At 74.2% G+C, this 17,486-nt stretch carries 12 protein-coding genes; 4 read left to right on the plus strand and 8 right to left on the minus strand.

Annotated elements, in window-relative coordinates; all coding sequences use genetic code 11:
• Positions 1–19: 19 nt before the first annotated feature.
• Positions 20–997: a methyltransferase domain-containing protein gene (locus OIB37_RS13870; protein ID WP_330457893.1), complete on the minus strand. Its 978-nt coding sequence runs from the start codon at positions 995–997 to the stop codon at positions 20–22.
• Between the two features lie 86 nt (positions 998–1,083).
• Between OIB37_RS13870 and OIB37_RS13875 the strand changes: the two genes are divergently transcribed.
• From OIB37_RS13875 to OIB37_RS13890, 4 genes are all read left to right on the plus strand, one after another.
• Positions 1,084–1,488, plus strand: a complete 405-nt coding sequence (locus OIB37_RS13875) for a globin (protein ID WP_330457894.1) — start codon at positions 1,084–1,086, stop codon at positions 1,486–1,488.
• A gap of 171 nt (positions 1,489–1,659) precedes the next feature.
• Positions 1,660–5,040 (plus strand): FtsX-like permease family protein, encoded by a 3,381-nt coding sequence (locus tag OIB37_RS13880; RefSeq protein WP_330457895.1) that lies wholly within the window; start codon positions 1,660–1,662, stop codon positions 5,038–5,040.
• 1 nt (position 5,041) lies between these two features.
• The gene (locus tag OIB37_RS13885) at positions 5,042–7,780 is read left to right on the plus strand and encodes an FtsX-like permease family protein (RefSeq protein WP_330457896.1); all 2,739 of its coding nucleotides are present in this window, start codon (positions 5,042–5,044) and stop codon (positions 7,778–7,780) included.
• 119 nt (positions 7,781–7,899) lie between these two features.
• Positions 7,900–8,871, plus strand: a complete 972-nt coding sequence (locus tag OIB37_RS13890) for an ABC transporter ATP-binding protein (protein ID WP_330457897.1) — start codon at positions 7,900–7,902, stop codon at positions 8,869–8,871.
• A 162-nt stretch (positions 8,872–9,033) separates the two neighbouring features.
• Here the strand turns inward: OIB37_RS13890 and OIB37_RS13895 are convergent, their stop codons facing one another.
• The 7 genes from OIB37_RS13895 to OIB37_RS13925 form a co-directional block, all read right to left on the minus strand.
• Positions 9,034–9,720, minus strand: coding sequence for a hypothetical protein (locus OIB37_RS13895; protein ID WP_330457898.1), 687 nt, complete (start codon positions 9,718–9,720; stop codon positions 9,034–9,036).
• A complete protein-coding gene (locus OIB37_RS13900) occupies positions 9,717–10,133 on the minus strand; it encodes an acyl-CoA thioesterase (RefSeq protein WP_330457899.1) in 417 nt (138 codons plus the stop codon). Before OIB37_RS13900 ends, OIB37_RS13895 begins: the two co-directional genes overlap by 4 nt.
• A gap of 7 nt (positions 10,134–10,140) precedes the next feature.
• A complete protein-coding gene (gene ettA / locus OIB37_RS13905) occupies positions 10,141–11,805 on the minus strand; it encodes an energy-dependent translational throttle protein EttA (protein ID WP_330457900.1) in 1,665 nt (554 codons plus the stop codon).
• Between the two features lie 184 nt (positions 11,806–11,989).
• Positions 11,990–12,262: a hypothetical protein gene (locus tag OIB37_RS13910; protein ID WP_330461843.1), complete on the minus strand. Its 273-nt coding sequence runs from the start codon at positions 12,260–12,262 to the stop codon at positions 11,990–11,992.
• 287 nt (positions 12,263–12,549) lie between these two features.
• Positions 12,550–13,959, minus strand: a complete 1,410-nt coding sequence (locus tag OIB37_RS13915) for a TQXA domain-containing protein (RefSeq protein ID WP_330457901.1) — start codon at positions 13,957–13,959, stop codon at positions 12,550–12,552.
• A 327-nt stretch (positions 13,960–14,286) separates the two neighbouring features.
• Positions 14,287–14,763, minus strand: coding sequence for a single-stranded DNA-binding protein (locus tag OIB37_RS13920; protein WP_330457902.1), 477 nt, complete (start codon positions 14,761–14,763; stop codon positions 14,287–14,289).
• 505 nt (positions 14,764–15,268) lie between these two features.
• Complete coding sequence (locus OIB37_RS13925) at positions 15,269–17,482, minus strand: YfjP family GTPase (protein ID WP_330461844.1); 2,214 nt, start codon at positions 17,480–17,482, stop codon at positions 15,269–15,271.
• Positions 17,483–17,486: the final 4 nt, after the last annotated feature.

Consider the following 17,486-nt stretch of genomic DNA (forward strand, 5'->3'; position numbering starts at 1 on the left):
GTTCACCGGTGCCGGGCGGTCACGGCAGGGGCCACACGAACGGCCCCCGCGGATCGTCCAGCCACGCCCGGGCGTGCCCGCCGCTGACCGTGACGCCGTACCGTTCCCGGTCGGGCATGCCCGCGCGCTCCCACAGCGCGTACGCCTCGCGCGGGTCGAGGGCGCCCTGGGTCAGGCCCAGCAGGAAACGGAACGGCTCCCGGTCGAGGGCGTGGGCCGGCAGCCCGTCCGGGGACACCGGCCCGGGCCGTGAGCGGATCTCCCCGCGCAGCGGGACGAAGTAGACGGCCGTGGGCAGGAAGCGGCCGTCGGCGTGCCCGGCGTCCCGGACGGTGAGCGAGAGCAGTCCGGTGGCCAGCGGGGTCAGCACGCGGGCACCGGGACGGCACTGGGCGAGCCAGGCGCGCGGCACCGTGGGCAGCGAGCAGGTGGCGATGATCCGGTCGTAGGGCGCGCGTTCGGGCACTCCGCGCGCGCCGTCACCGGTGACGACCGCCGGGTGGTACCCGGCCACGGCCAGGTGCTGCCGGGCCGACTCGGTGATCTCCGGCTCCAGGTCGACCGTGGTGACCAGGTCGTCGTCGCCGAGGCGGTGGGCGAGCAGGGCCGCGTTGTAGCCGGTGCCGGCGCCGACCTCCAGCACCCGGTCGCCGGCGCCCACCTCCAGCGCGACCAGCATCCGCGCCATGAGCGAGGGCTGGCTGCTGGAGGAGACCAGTTCGCCGTCGCGCAGCCGGGTGGCCAGCGGGGCGTCGTCGTAGGCGCCGCGCACCCAGCGCTCGCGGACCGCAGGGTCCGGGCTCTCGCCCCACAGCCGCTCGTAGCCGTCCCCGCCGGTGGCGTAGTAGTACGGCACGAACAGGTGCCGGGGCACCTCGGCGAACGCCTCCCGCCACACCGGGTCCGCCCGCCAGGCCCCGTCGGCGTCGATCCGCCGCACCAGCGCGGCCCGCGCCGCGGCGGCGAGCCCGGCGATCCGCGTGTCGTAGGCGCCCATGTACCCACAGTAGGCGCGAACCGGGGCCACGGGGTCGGGGTCCTGAGCCCGGAGTCCTAGGCCACGCGGTCTGAGACGATGGACGGGTGAATGAGATTCGGCGCGGCACGCTTCAGGAGCAGACCTTCTACGAGCAGGTCGGCGGGGAGGACACCTTCCGCCGGCTCGTCCACCGTTTCTACGAGGGGGTCGCCGAGGATCCGATCCTCAAGCCGATGTACCCGGAGGAGGACCTGGGCCCGGCGGAGGAGCGGCTGGCGCTGTTCCTCATGCAGTACTGGGGCGGCCCCACCACCTACAGCGAGAACCGCGGCCACCCCCGTCTGCGCATGCGGCACGCCCCCTTCACCGTGGACCAGGCCGCGCACGACGCCTGGCTGCGGCACATGCGGGTGGCCGTCGACGAGCTGGCGCTGTCCGAGGAGCACGAGCGGACGCTGTGGAACTACCTGACGTACGCGGCCCGGTCGATGGTGAACACCGCGGAGTGACGCGGCCCGGCTGAACCCCGGATTCCGGTCGTCCGGCGCCGCAATCCGGTCACGATCCGGTATAGACCGGTGTCCGACCGCTTACCCGTTCGGGGTCCCCTCTGCCAGCATCGCCCGAAGATCTGAGCGACAGGCAGGACACGGGGGAGTTCCGAAGCACACGGGGGCCGGGTGACGGGGTACGTCGTCTCACGCGCGCGGGCGCACCGCCTGCTGCTCAGCGCCGCGCTGCTCACGGTGGTGCTGACCACCGTCGTCCTGGCGACGCTCACGGCGTACTCGGGTGCGCTCGGGAACGCGGCGCTGCGGCATGTACTGAACGACCCGCGCAACGCGGCCGACACCTCGCTGATCGTCAAGGCCGACGTCCCGGCGGGCGGTGAGGCGGCCGCCGACTCGGTCGTACGCGCGGGTGCCCGCAGGACCTTCGACGGGCTGCCGGTGACCGTGCGGACGCTGCGCCGCTCGGGCGCGTACGCGCTGCCCGGCGCTCTCCGGCCGGCCGCGGACCGGTCGGAGGACCCGGATCTGACGTACTTCGCGGTGCTGGACCGCACCCAGGTGCGGCTGACCACCGGCCGGTTCCCGCATCCGGCGGCGGGCGACGCCGAGGTGGCGCTGCCGCAGACCGCCGCGCGGCCGCTCGGCCTGAAGCCCGGCGACCGCCTCACCCTGACCGACCGGCTGCGCGGCAAGCCGGTCCGCGCGCGGATCACCGGCCTGTACCGCCCGGTCAGCGTGACCGCGCCGTACTGGCGGCTGGACGACCTGCTCGGGCGCGGGGTGAGGAAGGCCGGCTTCACGACGTACGGGCCGCTGCTCGCCGACCCCGCGCTCCTCACCGGCGGGCGGGTGAGCGCCGGCCCGCCGGCCTGGCTCGCGTCGGCGGACTTCGGGACGGCGACCACCGGGCGGATCGACGCGCTGCGTCGAGCGGCGCGGACGGGCAGCAAGTCGCTGCTCACCTCCGCCGGCCCGCACGGTGCGACGATGTCGGTGACCTCGCTGCCGGACGTCCTGGACCGTGTCCAGCGCTCGCTGCTCGTCGCCCGCTCCACCCTGCTGATCATCGGGCTGCAACTGGTCCTGCTCGCCGGGTACGCGTTGCTGCTGGTGGCCAGGCTGCTCGGTACCGCACGAGCGGGCGAGACCCGGCTGTTGCGGGCGCGCGGCGCCTCCCGGGGGCGGATCGCGGCCCTCGCCGCGGCCGAGGCGCTGCTGCTCGCCGTTCCCGCGGCCCTCTGCGCGCCCCTGCTGGCCGGCCCGCTCACCGCGCTGCTGGCCCGGCACGGCCCGCTGGCCCGGCTCGGCCTGCGTCTGGACGTGCCGGCGGCGGGCGGCCTGCCGGTGTGGCTGGCGGCGGGCGGGGTGGCCCTGGGCTGCGCGCTGGCGGTGACGCTGCCGGCGCTGACGGAGGCCGACACCGAACGGCAGGGCGGCCGGGCGCGGGGCCGCAAGGCGGGGCGGGGCCGGCCGGGCCTCGGGCTGCGCGTCAGCCTCCGTTCCGGGCCGGGCCGTTCGGCGAAGTCCGCGCGTACCCCCGGCTCGCCCGCCGCCCGCCCCCGCCGTGATCTGTTCCCCACCCCCGTACGCGCGGGCGGTGACCTGGGGCTGCTCGTCGTGGCCGGCGTGGCCTACTGGCAGTTGGGGCAGCAGACCACCGGCGCCGTGGCCGCCGGACGGTCGGGGGCGCTCGGGGTCGATCCGCTGCTGGTCGCCGCGCCCGCGCTGGCCCTGCTCGCCGGGACCGTGCTGACGCTGCGGCTGCTGCCCCCTGTGGCGCGGCTCGCGGAGCGCGGAGCGGCAGCCGGGCGGGGCCTGCCCGCGGCGCTGGCCGGCTGGCAGTTCAGCCGCCGTACCGCACGGGGCGCGGGCCCGGTGCTGCTGCTGGTGCTCGCCGTGGCGCTCGGCATGCTGGCCATCGGGCAGTCCGCCTCCTGGAACCGCTCGCAGGACGACCAGGCGGACTTCCGGGCCGGAGCGCCGGTGCGCGTGTCGGCCGCGGGAGACAGCGGTCTCGGCCGCAGCGACCTGTACGCGGCCCTCCCCGGTGTCCGGCAGGCCGCCCCCGCCTTCCGCACCCAGCAGCCGCTGTCCGGCGACCGTACGGCGACCGTGCTGGCACTGGACACCGCGCGCGTGGCGGACACGCTGCTGATGCGCCCCGACCTGGCGTCCGAGCCGGTGCGGCCGCTGCTCGCCGGGCTCCCGCCGAAGGGCTCGACGGCCGGGGCGCGGATACCGGCGGGCACCACCGGGCTGCGGTTGTCGGCGAGCCTGGGCAGCTCCGCCGGACCGGGGACGGACCCCGACGTCACGGTCACGCTGGAGGACCGGTACGGGGTGCCGTACCAGATGCCGTTCGGGCGGCTCCCCGCCGACGGCCGCCCGCACACCCTGACCGTCTCCCTCGCCCCCTCCCTGGCCCGCGCCACCCTCACCGCACTCCAGCTGGACATGCCTCAGCCACCGAACCACGGCGAGCGGCACAGCATCACGTTCCGGGAGTTGACAGCCGTCGGCGCCGACGGAGAGTCGCACCCGGTGACGCTGCCGACCGCCTGGACCACGAGCGCGCGCACCGCCGGCTCGGCCGTCCCGGACCGGTACTCCTCCCCCACCCGGCCCCGGCCCACCGCCACCCGGCCACTGGCCTTCACCTACCGCACCGGGTACGTCGCGGGCGCCGACATCTGGACCACCGCCAGTCTGACGGTGCGGTTCCGGGTGACGCAGCCCGCGCCGGCCGAGGTGGCCGCCGTCGTGACCGATCGCTATCTCGCCTCCACGGGGGCCCGCACCGGACAGCGCGTGGACCTGGTGATCGACGGACAGAACCTGCCGGTGCGGATCGTCCGGTCGGCCCGGGCGCTGCCCGCCACCGCCGACCCGACGTACTCCGGCGACCGCGACGGCGGCGCCGTACTGCTCGACCTGCGCGCCGTGAACCGGGTGCTGCAGGCGCGCTACGGGCAGGGGGTCACGCCCACCGCGTGGTGGCTGGGCACCGCGCCGGGCCACGCGGCCCAGGTCGCCGCGGCCGTGCGGGCACTGCCCGATGTGGACCCGGAGGAGGTCGTGGTGCGCGACGAGATCGCGGCCGAGCTGCGCGACGACCCCTTCGGCGCCGGTCCCACGGCCGCGTTCGCGGCGGCGGCCGTGGTGGCGGCGGCGCTCGCCGCGGTCGGCTTCGCCGTGGGCGCCGCCGGTTCGCTGCGGGCGCGGGAGGCGGAGTTCGCGGTGCTGCGCACGCTGGGGGCGCCGCACCGCCGGCTGGCCCGGGCGATCGCCGCCGAGCAGGCCGTTCTGGTGGGTCTGGCGCTGGCGGTGGGGTTCGGCCTGGGCACCGTACTGGCCCGGGGCGTACTGCCGTTGATCGTGCTGACCGGCGAGGCCACCCGGCCCGCCCCGGACCTGGTCGTCCAACTCCCTGCGGTACATGTGGTGTTGCTGCTCGCCGCGGTGGCCGTGCCACCACTGGTCGTCACGGGACTGCTGGCGAGGCGGCGGGCCGATCCGGCCCGGTCACTGCGTGAACAGGGAGGTGAGTGAGGTGAGTTCGACACCCCGCGCGGTCGCGCCCTGGGTGCGCACCCGGCTGCGGGTCGCGCCCGGTGCCGCACTGGCACTCGCGCTGCTGGTCGCGCTGACCGCCTGCCTGACGGCCGCGCTGCCGCGCGCGGTCGACCGCTACGAGAACGCGGGGCTCGCGCACGCCCTGCGCGCGGCCCGCCCCGACCGCACCACGCTGCGGGTGACCACCCCGCTGCCCGTCCCCGGCAGCTACTCCGGCGACCCCGTCGCGATGCTCAACACCGACGTGCTGAAACTCCAGTACGACCAGGTGCTGAGCACGGCCGGCGAACTGCTCTCCGTGGACCGGGCCCAGTCGTCGTACGGCTTCGCCACCACCGCCGGCCAGAAGGTGTTCGACCCCTGGATCCCGCACCCGGACGGGGCACCCGCCCGCGTCTACCTGGCGGCGCCGACCGGCCTGGCCGAGCACGCGAGCGTCCGCGCGGGCCGGCTGCCGCGCACCTCCGGCCCGGTGAAGGCCGACGCCGCCGGCATCGAGGGCGCCGTCACCGCCGCCACCGCCAAGAGCCTGCACATCAAGGCCGGTTCGGTCATCCACGTACCCGGCATCGGCCGACGCCCGCTCGCGGTCCGGATCACCGGCATCCTCGCCCCGCACGACCCCGGGGGCGCCTACTGGTCGACCGACCCGCTGCAGCGCACCCCTTCCCTCGTCCCGGTGCCCAACACCGTCCCGGTGCAGCACTACTGGGAGGGCACCCTCCTGATCCCGCCGAAGGCCGCGCCCGCCCTGATGTACACCGGCGGGGCACCGACCCGTTACTGGTACCTCGCCCCCGACCTCGGCGACCTGCGCCCCTACGACCTGGACGGCCTGCGCTCCGCCGTCGCCTCGCTGGAGAGCGGCCCAGGCCTTGCGAGCACGCGGTCCGTCACCGCGATGGACACCGACGTCTCCACCGACCTGGACACCGTCCTCGCCTCCTTCGCCGGGCTGCGCTCCGGCATCTCCCCGCTGGTCGCGGTGGCCACCGCCGGCACCGCCACCGTCGCCGCCGCCGTCCTGCTCATGGCCGCCGGCCTGGGCGCCGACCGGCGCCGCACCGAACTCGCCCTGCTGCGGGCCCGCGGCGCGTCCCTGACCGGTCTCGCCGGCCGGCTGCTGGCCGAGACCGCCGTGGCCGCCGTACCGGCGGGGGCGATCGGCCTGGCCGCCGCCGTCCTGCTGCTCCCCGGCGCCCGTACCCGCTACGCCGTCGCCGCCGCGGCCGCCGTCACGCTGACCACCTGCGCCGCGCTCCCGGTGCGCGCCGTCCTCACCCACCGCCCGGTACGGGCGAACGCGCCACGCGAGGACGTGGCGGCCGTACGGCCCTCCCGGCGGCGGCTGGTCGTGGAGCTGACCCTGCTGGTGCCGGCCGCCGGAGCGGTGGAGGCGCTGCGCCGGCGCGGCACGACCGGCGACCAGCTCATCTCCCTGGCACCGGTGCTGATCGGCGTCATCGCGGCCCTGCTGCTGCTCCGCCTCCACCCGCCACTGCTGCGGCTGGCGGCCCGCCCGGCCGGCTGGCTGCGCGGCGCCGTGGCCCAGCTGTCCCTGGCCCGCGCGGGACGCACCTCCGCCTCCGGGGTCCTGCCGCTGCTGGCCCTGCTGATCGCGCTGACCACGGCGGCGTTCGGCGGCTCGGTCCTCACCGGCGTGGCCGAGGCCCGCGACCGCGCGGCACTGCTCACCATCGGCGCCGACGCCCGCGTGGATTCCACCGACCCCCTGCCGGCGGACCTGGCCGGGCGGGTGCGAGCCCTGCCCGGGGTGCGCGGGGTCGCCGCGGTGAGCGTCGACTACGACGCGGCACCGCTGCAGAGAGTGGACAAGATTCCGCTGGTGGGCGTGGACCCGCGCACCTACAGCGAGCTGGCGGCCCGTACGGGCCTGGGATCGTTCCCCGAGGCGGAGTTGGGCGGACCGGGCACCCGGAAACCGGCGGGCACACACCCACTCCCCGCCGTGGCCTCCCCCTCCGTCGCCGCGGTGTACGGCACCGGCCGTCCCCTCCCGCTGCGGCTGGCGGACGGCAGCAGCGTCACCGTCCGGATCACCGCCGTACGAGGCCGTACGCCGGCCGTCCCCGGCACCGACTTCCTGGTCGTGGACCGCGCCGGGCTGCCCGGCCTGAACGCCCGGCCGACATCACTCCTGCTGACCGGGGGCCACCTGGACACGGGCGCGCTGCGCCGTGCGGCCGGCCGCTCGGCCGGCGTCCACACCCTGGCCGGGGAACGGGCCCTGTACGCCGACTCGCCCCTCCAGACCGGCGCCGAGCACGTCTACGCGGCGGCCGTGGCCGCGGGCTCCGGGCTCGCCGTCGTCGCCCTGCTGCTCGCGCTGCTGCGCGCGGCCCCCGAACGCACCGCCCTCCTCGCCCGCCTGCGCACCATGGGCCTCACCCGCGCCCAGGGCCGCCGCCTGCTGATCCTCGAATCCCTCCCCGAGGCCCTCCTCGCCGCGACCGGCGGTGCCCTCACCGGCTGGACGGCCATCCGCCTCCTGTCCCCCGGGGTCGACCTCACCACCATCGCCCTCCCCTCCGCCGAAACCCCGGCGGGCCAGGCGGTCCTCCACCCCGACCCCTGGTCCCTGACGGTCCCGGCCCTCGCGGTCCTGACGGCGGCGGTGGCAGTGGCGGGACTCCAGGCGTGGTGGACGGGCAGACGGGGGTCGGTGGAGGAACTGAGGGCGGGGGACGCGCGATGAACCGACGACTTGACCGCGGGCGGGCGACCCCGCCCCCGGCCGGCCACGACAGCAGTCACCACACCGACAACGACGGCTCGGCAGACGCCGCAGGCACAGGCTCCCTGTCAGGAGACCTCATGACGCCAGACCCCGCCCTCCCCACCCTCACCGAGCTGGCCGACCGGGTCGCTCAGACCCGCGACCGCCCCGCCTACGGCCACGACGCCCTCATCACCTGCGACCGTCTGGTCCGCGTCTTCTCCGCGGACGGCATCGAGGTACAGGCGCTGCAGGGCCTCGACCTCCTTGTGAGAGAGGGCGAGTTGATGGCCCTGGTCGGGGCGTCGGGCAGCGGGAAGTCCACCCTGATGAACATCCTCGCCGGCCTGGACACCCCCACCGCGGGCGCGGCCAAGGTCGCCGGCCGGGACCTGCTCACCATGACCGCGAGGGACCGCCTGGCCTATCGCCGCGAGGCCGTCGGCTTCGTCTGGCAGCAGACCTCCCGCAACCTGCTCCCCTACCTCACCGCGGCCCAGAACGTGGCTCTCCCCCTCCAGCTCGCCGGCACCCGGGGCCGCCGCTCCCGCGCAGCCCGCACCGCCCGCGCCCTGGAGCTCCTGGAGCTGCTCCAGGTGGCCGACTGCCGGGACCGCCGCCCGCACGAGATGTCCGGCGGCCAGCAGCAACGCGTCGCGATCGCGGTGGCCCTCACCAACGCCCCGGCGGTCCTGCTCGCCGACGAACCCACCGGCGAACTCGACTCGAGCACGGCCGCGCAGATCTTCGAGGCGTTCCGTACGGCGAACGAGACCCTCGGCACCACGATCGTCATCGTCACCCACGACCAGACGGTGGCGGGCGAGGTCCGCCGCACGGTCGCCATCCGCGACGGCCGCACCTCGACCGAGGTGCTGCGCCGCAGCGAGGTGGACGTCACGACGGGACACGAGACGGTGGTCGCCCGCGAGTACGCCATGCTCGACCGCGCCGGCCGCCTCCAGCTGCCCGCCGAGTACACCCGGGCCCTGAACATGCGCGACCGCGTGGCCCTGGAACTGGAGCCGGACCACATCGGCGTGTGGCCGGACGACAGCGAGCAGGACTAGCGGGACGCGAACGGGACCGGAGGCGGGCCCAGCGGGGCGCGAACGGGACCGGGGGCGGGCCCCTCAGGGCGCGAGCGGGACCAGCGGGCCGGGGCTGGGGCGGGAAGGGGAAGATACCCCCGGCCGGGGCTCAGCACACGCTGACGCCCGGCCGGCCGGGGCTCAGCGCACGCTGACGCCGAGGGCACCGAGGGACCCGAGGCCCGCGCGCCGGACGGCGACGGAGCCGTAGGGGGTACGCAGCCTGAGCCACGCGCCCGAGGAGAGCAGCGCGGTGTCCTCGGCGGAGGTACCCGGCCGCAGGAAGCCGAGGGACTGTGCCGCGTGCACGGCCCGTACCGGAAGCCAGGTCTCCCCGATCCCGCGGGACCAGATCTCCCGCCCTATCCGGTCCAGCTCGGAGCGCGTACGCCGCTCGGGCGTCAACTCCTCCGTGCGCGACCGGAATTCGGCGACGGACCGGGCGACGGTCGTGCGCAGCGCCTCGGGCGCCGGCAGTCCCGGCTCGGGCCGCCAGTCGCCGCGCGGCGGCAGCACGCCGGCCCACGGAGGTCCGGTGACCGCGGCCGGGACGGCGGCGGTCACCGCCCGCTCGTCCACGGACTCCAGGAACTCCCCCGCGGAGACGGTCATGTCGAGAGTGACGTCGAGCCCGTTCTCGTACGGCTTGGCCAGCCGTACCGCGCGGACCGCCAGCACCTCGAAGGACGGCGGCCGCCCGAACACGGCGAGCGCGGTCCCGGCCGCCTGGAGCCGCACCGCCGCTCCACGGTCGTAGCGGAGCAGCCGGGAGAGGAAGGCGGCGAGGTCCGCCGCCTCCGTCTCGTCGGCAAGGTGGAGCACCGTCATGCGGCGACGGCCTCCTCCTCGTCGGCGTCGTCCCGGTACTCCTGGAGGAACTCCCGCTCCTCAGGGGTGATCCGGCGCGGCCGCTGGGCCTCGAAGTCGAACGGCACGACGACGGTGGAGGCCCGCACGTACACGAGGTCGTCGTCCTTCACCTCACAGGTGATGGTGAAGGACGCGGCCCGGATCTCGGAGATCCACAGCTCTATGTCCACCGGGTGGTGCCGGTGCACGAGCTGCCGCTTGTAGTCGATCTCGTGGCGCGCCACCACGGACCCCTGCTGGAAGTCCTTGTCCGGGCGGAACAGGAAATCGATACGGGCTTCCTCCAGGTAACGGACGAAGACCGCGTTGTTGACATGTCCGTACGCGTCCATGTCCGACCAGCGCAACGGGCAGCGGTAGATGTGGCGCAAGACGCGATCAGCCCCGAGTCAGCTTCTTGTAGGTGGCACGGTGCGGGCGGGCGGCGTCCGCACCGAGCCGCTCGATCTTGTTCTTCTCGTACGACTCGAAGTTGCCCTCGAACCAGAACCACTTCGACTCACCCTCGTAGGCGAGGATGTGCGTGGCGACCCGGTCCAGGAACCAGCGGTCGTGGGAGACCACGACGGCGCAGCCGGGGAAGTCCAGCAGCGCGTTCTCCAGGCTGGAGAGGGTCTCGACGTCGAGGTCGTTGGTGGGCTCGTCGAGGAGCAGCAGGTTGCCGCCCTGCTTGAGGGTCAGCGCCAGGTTGAGGCGGTTGCGCTCACCACCGGACAGGACGCCGGTCGGCTTCTGCTGGTCCGGGCCCTTGAAGCCGAAGGCGGACACGTACGCCCGGCTCGGCATCTCGACCTGGCCGACGTTGATGTAGTCGAGGCCGTCGGACACGACCTCCCACAGCGTCTTCTTCGGGTCGAGGTTGGCGCGCGTCTGGTCGACGTACGAGATCTTGACGGTCTCGCCGACCTTGATGTCGCCGGAGTCCGGGGTCTCCAGACCCTGGATCATCTTGAACAGCGTGGTCTTGCCGGCGCCGTTCGGGCCGATGACGCCGACGATGCCGTTGCGCGGCAGGGTGAAGCTCAGACCGTCGACGAGGACCTTCTCGCCGAAGGCCTTGTTGAGCTTGTCGACCTCGACGACGATGCTGCCCAGACGCGGGCCCGGCGGGATCTGGATCTCCTCGAAGTCCAGCTTCCGCATCTTGTCGGCCTCGGCGGCCATCTCCTCGTAGCGGGCGAGGCGGGCCTTGGACTTGGCCTGACGCCCCTTGGCGTTCGACCGCACCCACTCCAGCTCTTCCTTGAGCCGCTTGGCGCGCTTGGCGTCCTTCTGGCCCTCGACCTTCAGACGGGTCTGCTTGGTCTCCAGGTAGGTGGAGTAGTTGCCCTCGTAGGGGTAGGCGCGGCCGCGGTCCAGCTCGAGGATCCACTCGGCGACGTTGTCCAGGAAGTACCGGTCGTGGGTGATGGCCACGACGGTGCCCGGGTACTTGGCCAGGTGCTGCTCCAGCCAGTTCACCGACTCGGCGTCGAGGTGGTTGGTGGGCTCGTCGAGGAGCAGCAGGTCGGGCTGCTCCAGCAGCAGCTTGCAGAGCGCGACGCGGCGCTTCTCGCCACCGGAGAGGTTGGTGACCTGCCAGTCGCCGGGCGGGCAGCCCAGGGCGTCCATGGCCTGCTCCAGCTGCGCGTCGAGGTCCCAGGCGTTGGCGTGGTCCAGCTCCTCCTGGAGCTTGCCCATCTCGTCGAGCAGCGCGTCGGAGTAGTCGGTCGCCATCAGCTCGGCGATCTCGTTGAACCGGTCGAGCTTGCCCTTGATCTCAGCGACACCGTCCTGGACGTTCTCCAGGACAGTCTTCTCCTCGTTCAGCTTGGGCTCCTGCATCAGGATGCCCACGCTGTAGCCCGGGGAGAGGAACGCGTCACCGTTCGACGGCTGCTGGAGGCCCGCCATGATCTGCAGGACGGTCGACTTACCGGCACCGTTCGGGCCGACGACGCCGATCTTCGCGCCAGGCAGGAAGCTCAGGGTGACGTCATCGAGGATCACCTTGTCGCCGTGCGCCTTGCGCGCCTTGCGCATGGTGTAAATGTACTCAGCCAAGAGAAACCGTCCGGACGCTTGAAATCGGCAGTGGGCAGATACACCCCATCTTGCCTGAGGTCCAGCCCTGGGTGTTAACCCGTCCGGCCGGGGGGCTGTGAGCTGGGGTTCCGCCGATGGCGGTGGCGGCTCGCCTGGCACTGCCGGTCGGCGTCCAGCGCCCTCATCGGGGGCCGGCCGGGCTTCAGGGCGGGTTGGCCGCCATGCGGCAGGCGCCGTTCGCGGCACCACCCGGCACGCCGGCCTGGGTCAGACCGTGCACGCAGCCCTGCAGGTCGCGGTGGACACCTTGGGTACACGCCCCGGTGACGGCGTCCGAGACTTCGACACCCGTCTGCCGGACCATGTTCGCGCAGGCCGGGATGTCCGCCTGGGCGGCGGGGGCGACGAAGGCCACGCCGCCGAACAGGAGGATCGGACCGGTGAGGACACAAGCGATACGGGCCGACGCACGCATAGCAGACACCCGCTCTCCGTCGGTCGGGGCCGGGGTCGGGGAATCGCGGATTCGACACCCCGAGCCGCGGACGCGACCGGTGTCCGACCGTGGGCCCGAGGCGCGAGGCCCGAGACCCGCACCCGTCGCCTCGGCGGAGCAGCCCCTTCATCCGACGCTAGAACAGGCCGCCGCCGCGCGCACCCCGGACCCGCGGCGGGCACGGCGCCGGACATGCCGTGCGCCGGAGTGGGACCGGGGAGCGTTCCCGCGGCCGGTCGGATCGGGTCCCGGCCGACGAGGCGGAATCACTCGCCCGGCTGCATCTCCCGCTTGCGCAGGTAGACCAGGACCGCGCCGCCGATGACCACGAGGCCGATGGCCACGCCGGCGATCATCGGGGTGACCGCGGAGGCACCGGTGGCGGCGAGGTCGGTGTCGACCGTGGCGGGGTCGGAGACCGCGGGGCCGGGCCGGCTGAGGGTCTGGGTGGTCTGCGTGGTGATCACGCCCTGCGTCTTGCAGTCGAGGACGCCGGTGAAGCGCTGGCTGAAGCCGTTGGAACCGGTGAGCGTGAAGTCGTACGGCTGGTCCTCCTGGAGCGGGACCGTGACCGTGCCGGCGGCTCCGGGGGCGACCGTGTGCTCGGCACCCATCAGCTCGAAGGTGAAGGGGAGGTCCCCCTTGTCGGCCGCGGTGACGTCCACGCCGCCCTTGGCGCAGTTCTTCCGCTCCGACACCGCCGGTATCGCGCCCTTGGCCGCCCAGGTGACGTCCGCGGCGGCGGACACGGTGGACTCGCTGGACCCGGCCAGGATCTGGGTGGGGCTGCGGGACTCGGAGGCGAAGGCGCGGCCCACCGGCACGGTGGTGGAGGCCAGCACGGCCAGCTCGGCCGAGCCGTCCGCCGCGTCCTCGGGAATGTCGAAGTACAGCCGGCTGCCGTCCGTCGCCGAGGTGATCACGTTGCCGGTCTTGTCGATGATCCGCACTCCGCTGTACGCGGCGTCCGCCGGCGCCGTCACCGTCACGCTGCGCGCGTTGGTGTGCACGGTCACCGGTCCCAGCAGGTCACCGGGGTGGCCGGAGACCGCGGGCGGGTCCAGGGTCAGCGAGGCCTGCGGCTCGGCGATGTCCCGGGCGCTCTTGTACAGATAGGCGGCGAGCTTCTCGGCCCGCGGGTCGACGGCGTCGACCTTCGCACCGTCCGAGTAGCGCCAGATGGCCACCTGCGTCCCGGCCGCCGCGTCCTGCTCGGTCAGACCGCTCGCGCCCGCCTCCCGGGCGAGCGCGGCGAGGTCGTTGACCTGGGGGTAGGAGTTCTGCAGGATCCAGCGGATCCGGCCGGCGTTCTTGTTGGCGCCCAGCGAGGTGCCGCTCCAGGGCGTCTCCTGGTACTGCGCGTCGCCCTGGACGGGGTTGTGGAGGTCGACGCCGTACGTCTGCAGGGTGCCGCCGTCGTTCACGGACATCTCGAACAGACCCGCGGCCACCGGCTGGTCGGTGCCGTCCTCGTGGACCACGGCCTCGCCGTAGATCTTGAGGCCGTTGATCGTGGCCGTCGCCCCGCCCTGACTTCGCGGAGTGCCGTCGTCGGCGGCCAGGGCGGCACCGGCGCCGGACAGCACACCTGTCAGCGCCAGACCGGAGACCAGGGTCACGGCACCGGCCCGGACGGCACCGGTGGACCGGGCGAACCCAGAGAACGCAGCAAGCACAGAATTCCCCTTCGAGCAGGACCCATTGGACGTGGGGGGAGGTCCCACCAGCAGAATCGGCAGCCCCATGGGGCACGTCCGGCATCCTATGAATCAACCTGAACCCCGCTGGCCGGTCAGAAGGCCGGACGACCGATCCGATCCGTAATCGTTATCGCGGACACCGCCTGTGAGCTGGGCGCTTATCGACAAATCCCCTGGTTCATAGGGGCGTTCGGAGCGCATTCACCGATAAGCCGCAGTTCCCTCAGGGCGGGACGCGAGGTGATGCGGCGGGGCCCGGCGGAACAGAGCCCGATCAGGTCAGGCGCGGACCCGTCCGTGACGTCACGTCACCATCACTGCCTCCGGGTGGGGTTGGGCCGCCTCACCCTCCCTGAGCGTCTCGGGTGGCGGTGTCTCCCACGCCGGCTCCGGACGTGCCGCCGGTGGTGGCGACTCGGGCCTGGGCGAGCGGCGGAAGGCCGCGGTGCCGCGCGCCAGATCGTGGCCGATCGTCACCGCGTCGATGTCGGCCGACGCCCAGCTCTGCTGCCCCGCCCGCACCTCCGTGCGCACCTTCAGCCGGCCCTGCACGACAACGGGCTGCCCCACCTCCACCGACGCCATCACATTGCCCGCCAGCTGGCGATTGGCCCACACCGTGAAGAAGTTGGTGTGGCCGTCCGTCCAGACGCTCTTCTCCCGGTCCCAGTACCGCGAGGTCACCGCCAGCCGGAACCTGACCGACGGCCCGGCCTGCAGTTCCCGGTACACCGGCGTCGTCGCCACGTTGCCCACCACGCAGACCAAGGTCTCGTTCATCGCGCACCCCTCACTCGCCCGGCCCGTTCCGGCCGGGCGGACCCCCGTACGAGCCCCTCCCGTACGGCCCGCGACCGCGTCCGCGGCAGACCGCACACCGCGTACTCACGTACCCGTGCGCGCACCTGCCCCGTGCCGCCATCCCTGCCGGCCCTGCGACGCGATCGCCGTGGGACCAGACTGCCCCCGTCGGACCGAGTCCGCTGAACGCTGTGGACGACCGCGCGCCTGTGGACAACCCCGCCACCCGCACGGGTGATCCATGCGGCCCAGCCGCCGGTCAGCCGCCCATCGGCCGACCCCGCCGGTCCCCGCCGGCCCTCACCAGGTCGACCGCCGAACCCCACCGGCCGGCCCGCCCCGGGCGCCCCACGCGCCCGCACACCTACGCGCCCGCGCCCACGCTCACGCCCGCCTCACGCCACCCCCATAACTCTCGCCACCTCCGCCACTCTGGCCACTCTGGCCAGGCCACCCCGGCCACCCTGGCCACCCGCTCAGCCCGTCACCCCACCCCCGCCTGCACAACCCGCCCGTACTGCTCCCGCACCTCCCGGTATCGCAGCAGCTCCGCGGCCAGCGGGTCGAGCACGCGGGCCCGGCCGCAGCTCGCGGCGGCCTCACGCAGCCGCCTCTCCGCATCCGTGCCGTACCGCCGCGCCGGCCCCCGTGCCGCCATCCGGCAGCTCCACTCCACCAGCGGGCCGCCGACGATCCCGCACAGCATCAACAGCACCGGCACCCCGAGGTTGGGGGCCATGACTCCGGCGATCTGGCCCACCAGCCACAACCCGCCCACGACCTGGAGGAGCGTCATCGCCGCCTGGACCAGGACGGCCACCGGCCACCACCCGGGCCGGGGCGGCCGGCCCGCCGGCATTCCGGCACGGGCCGCCAGCTCGTCCAGCGCCTCGGGCAACCCCTGGGAGCCCCGTGCGGCCGCCTCGCGCACCGCCTGCGACCAAGGCGCGGGCAGCCCCGAGGAAGCGCGGTCGGACACCGAACGGACCGCCTGCTCCACGCGCTGGCGCGCCGTGGCCTCCTCGTCGGCCTGGGTGCGCAGCGGCAGACTGCCCGTGACGGGACCCCGGCTTCGGTTCTGGTGCCAGCGCCACAGCCGCAGCCAGGGGGTGCCGCAGGCGCGGTTGGCGTTGCGCAGCCAGGCGCGTTCGGCAGCCTCGCCGGCCGCCGTGGCGCCGACCGCGTCGGCGAGCCGGGCGGAGAAGTCCTCCCGCGCCTCCTCGCTGAGGCCGTTGTGCCGTCCCGTGGCGTACACGGGCCGCAGTCCCGAAGCGGCGGCGTCCACGTCGGCGGACACCCGGCGGGCGGCCGCGCCGCGCGCCGTCACGAACTGGCCCAGGGACTCCCGCAGTTCACCCACGCCCTTGCCGGTGAGCGCGGACAGGGCGAGCACGGTGGCGCCCGGCTCTCCGTGCTCACCGAGCGCGATGCCGTCCTCGTCGAGGAGCCGGCGCAGGTCGTCCAGGACCTGGTCGGCGGCCTCCCCGGGCAGCCGGTCGACCTGGTTGAGGACGACGAACATGACTTCGGCGTGACCGGCCATGGGCCGCAGATAGCGCTCGTGCAGGACGGCGTCGGCGTACTTCTCGGGGTCGACCACCCAGATGACCGCGTCCACGAGCTTCAGGATCCGGTCGACCTGTTCGCGGTGCTGTACGGCGGCGGAGTCGTGGTCGGGCAGGTCGATCAGGACCAGTCCGCGCAACTGTGCCTCGGCCTCCGCGCTCTGCAAGGGGCGGCGGCGCAGCCGGCCGGGGATGCCGAGCCGGTCGATGAGGGTCGCGGCGCCGTCGCTCCAGCTGCACGCGATGGGGGACGCGGTGGTCGGGCGCCGTACCCCGGTCTCCGAGATCGCCACGCCGGCCATGGTGTTGAACAGCTGCGACTTGCCGCTGCCGGTGGCGCCCGCGATGGCGACGACGGTGTGCTGCCCGGAGAGCCTGCGCCGGGCGGCCGCCTCGTCGAGCACCCGGCCCGCTTCGGCGAGGGTGTCGCTGTCCAGGCGGGCGCGGGACAGTCCGACCAGCTCGCGCAGCGCGTCCAGGCGGGAGCGCAGCGGGCCGTCGTAGGCCAGCGGCTCCGGGCCGTTGCCGCCGCTGTTGCCGCCGCGCGCGGTGGCGTCGAGGGCACCGGTGTGCTCGGCGGCGAGGGTGGCGGCCTCCCTCTCGGTCACGCGGCGGGCGATGAGGCCGTCGTCCCAGACCTCGGCGGGATCGGGGTCCGCACCCGGGTCACCGCCGTCGCCCACGCGCGCGCGAGCCCCACGGACGTCCTCGCCGCCGTCGCTCTCGCCCGCCGCGGCCTCCACGTCGCCGCCGCCCTCGCCCTCCCCGTCACCGTCGACCTCGGCCTCGATCCCGGACTCGCGCACCGAACCGGCCTCCGTACGAGCCTCCGCGTCACCCTCACCGGCGGGACGACCGCTCACGACGCTCCCCGGACCGGAGCCCGCTCCCCGGGGTCCGTCGGCCCGCTCGGTGACCCGCTCGTCCGCCGCCGCCTGCCTGAAGTCACCCGTGTGGCGGTCCGCTGAATCCGGATGACCGGTGCGGTCTGCGTGCCCCGAATAGCCGCCGTGCCCGGCGTGATCCATGCGATCCGTGTCCATGTGATCTGCGTGATCTGCGCGACCTGCGTGATCCATGTGATCCGTGCGATCTACGTGGTCCGCGTGATCTGTGTGATCTGTGTAATCCATGTGG

The organism is Streptomyces sp. NBC_00820 (assembly GCF_036347055.1).
In the GTDB taxonomy this organism is placed as follows: domain Bacteria; phylum Actinomycetota; class Actinomycetes; order Streptomycetales; family Streptomycetaceae; genus Streptomyces.

Bases quoted from the DNA above. Each gene is read 5' to 3' on its own strand.
- OIB37_RS13920 (WP_330457902.1), bottom strand. From the start codon at position 14,763: ATGAACGAGACCTTGGTCTGCGTGGTGGGCAACGTGGCGACGACGCCG.
- OIB37_RS13895 (WP_330457898.1), bottom strand. From the start codon at position 9,720: ATGACGGTGCTCCACCTTGCCGACGAGACGGAGGCGGCGGACCTCGCC.
- OIB37_RS13925 (WP_330461844.1), bottom strand. From the start codon at position 17,482: ATGGATTACACAGATCACACAGATCACGCGGACCACGTAGATCGCACG.
- OIB37_RS13870 (WP_330457893.1), bottom strand. From the start codon at position 997: ATGGGCGCCTACGACACGCGGATCGCCGGGCTCGCCGCCGCGGCGCGG.
- OIB37_RS13890 (WP_330457897.1), top strand. From the start codon at position 7,900: ATGACGCCAGACCCCGCCCTCCCCACCCTCACCGAGCTGGCCGACCGG.
- OIB37_RS13910 (WP_330461843.1), bottom strand. From the start codon at position 12,262: ATGCGTGCGTCGGCCCGTATCGCTTGTGTCCTCACCGGTCCGATCCTC.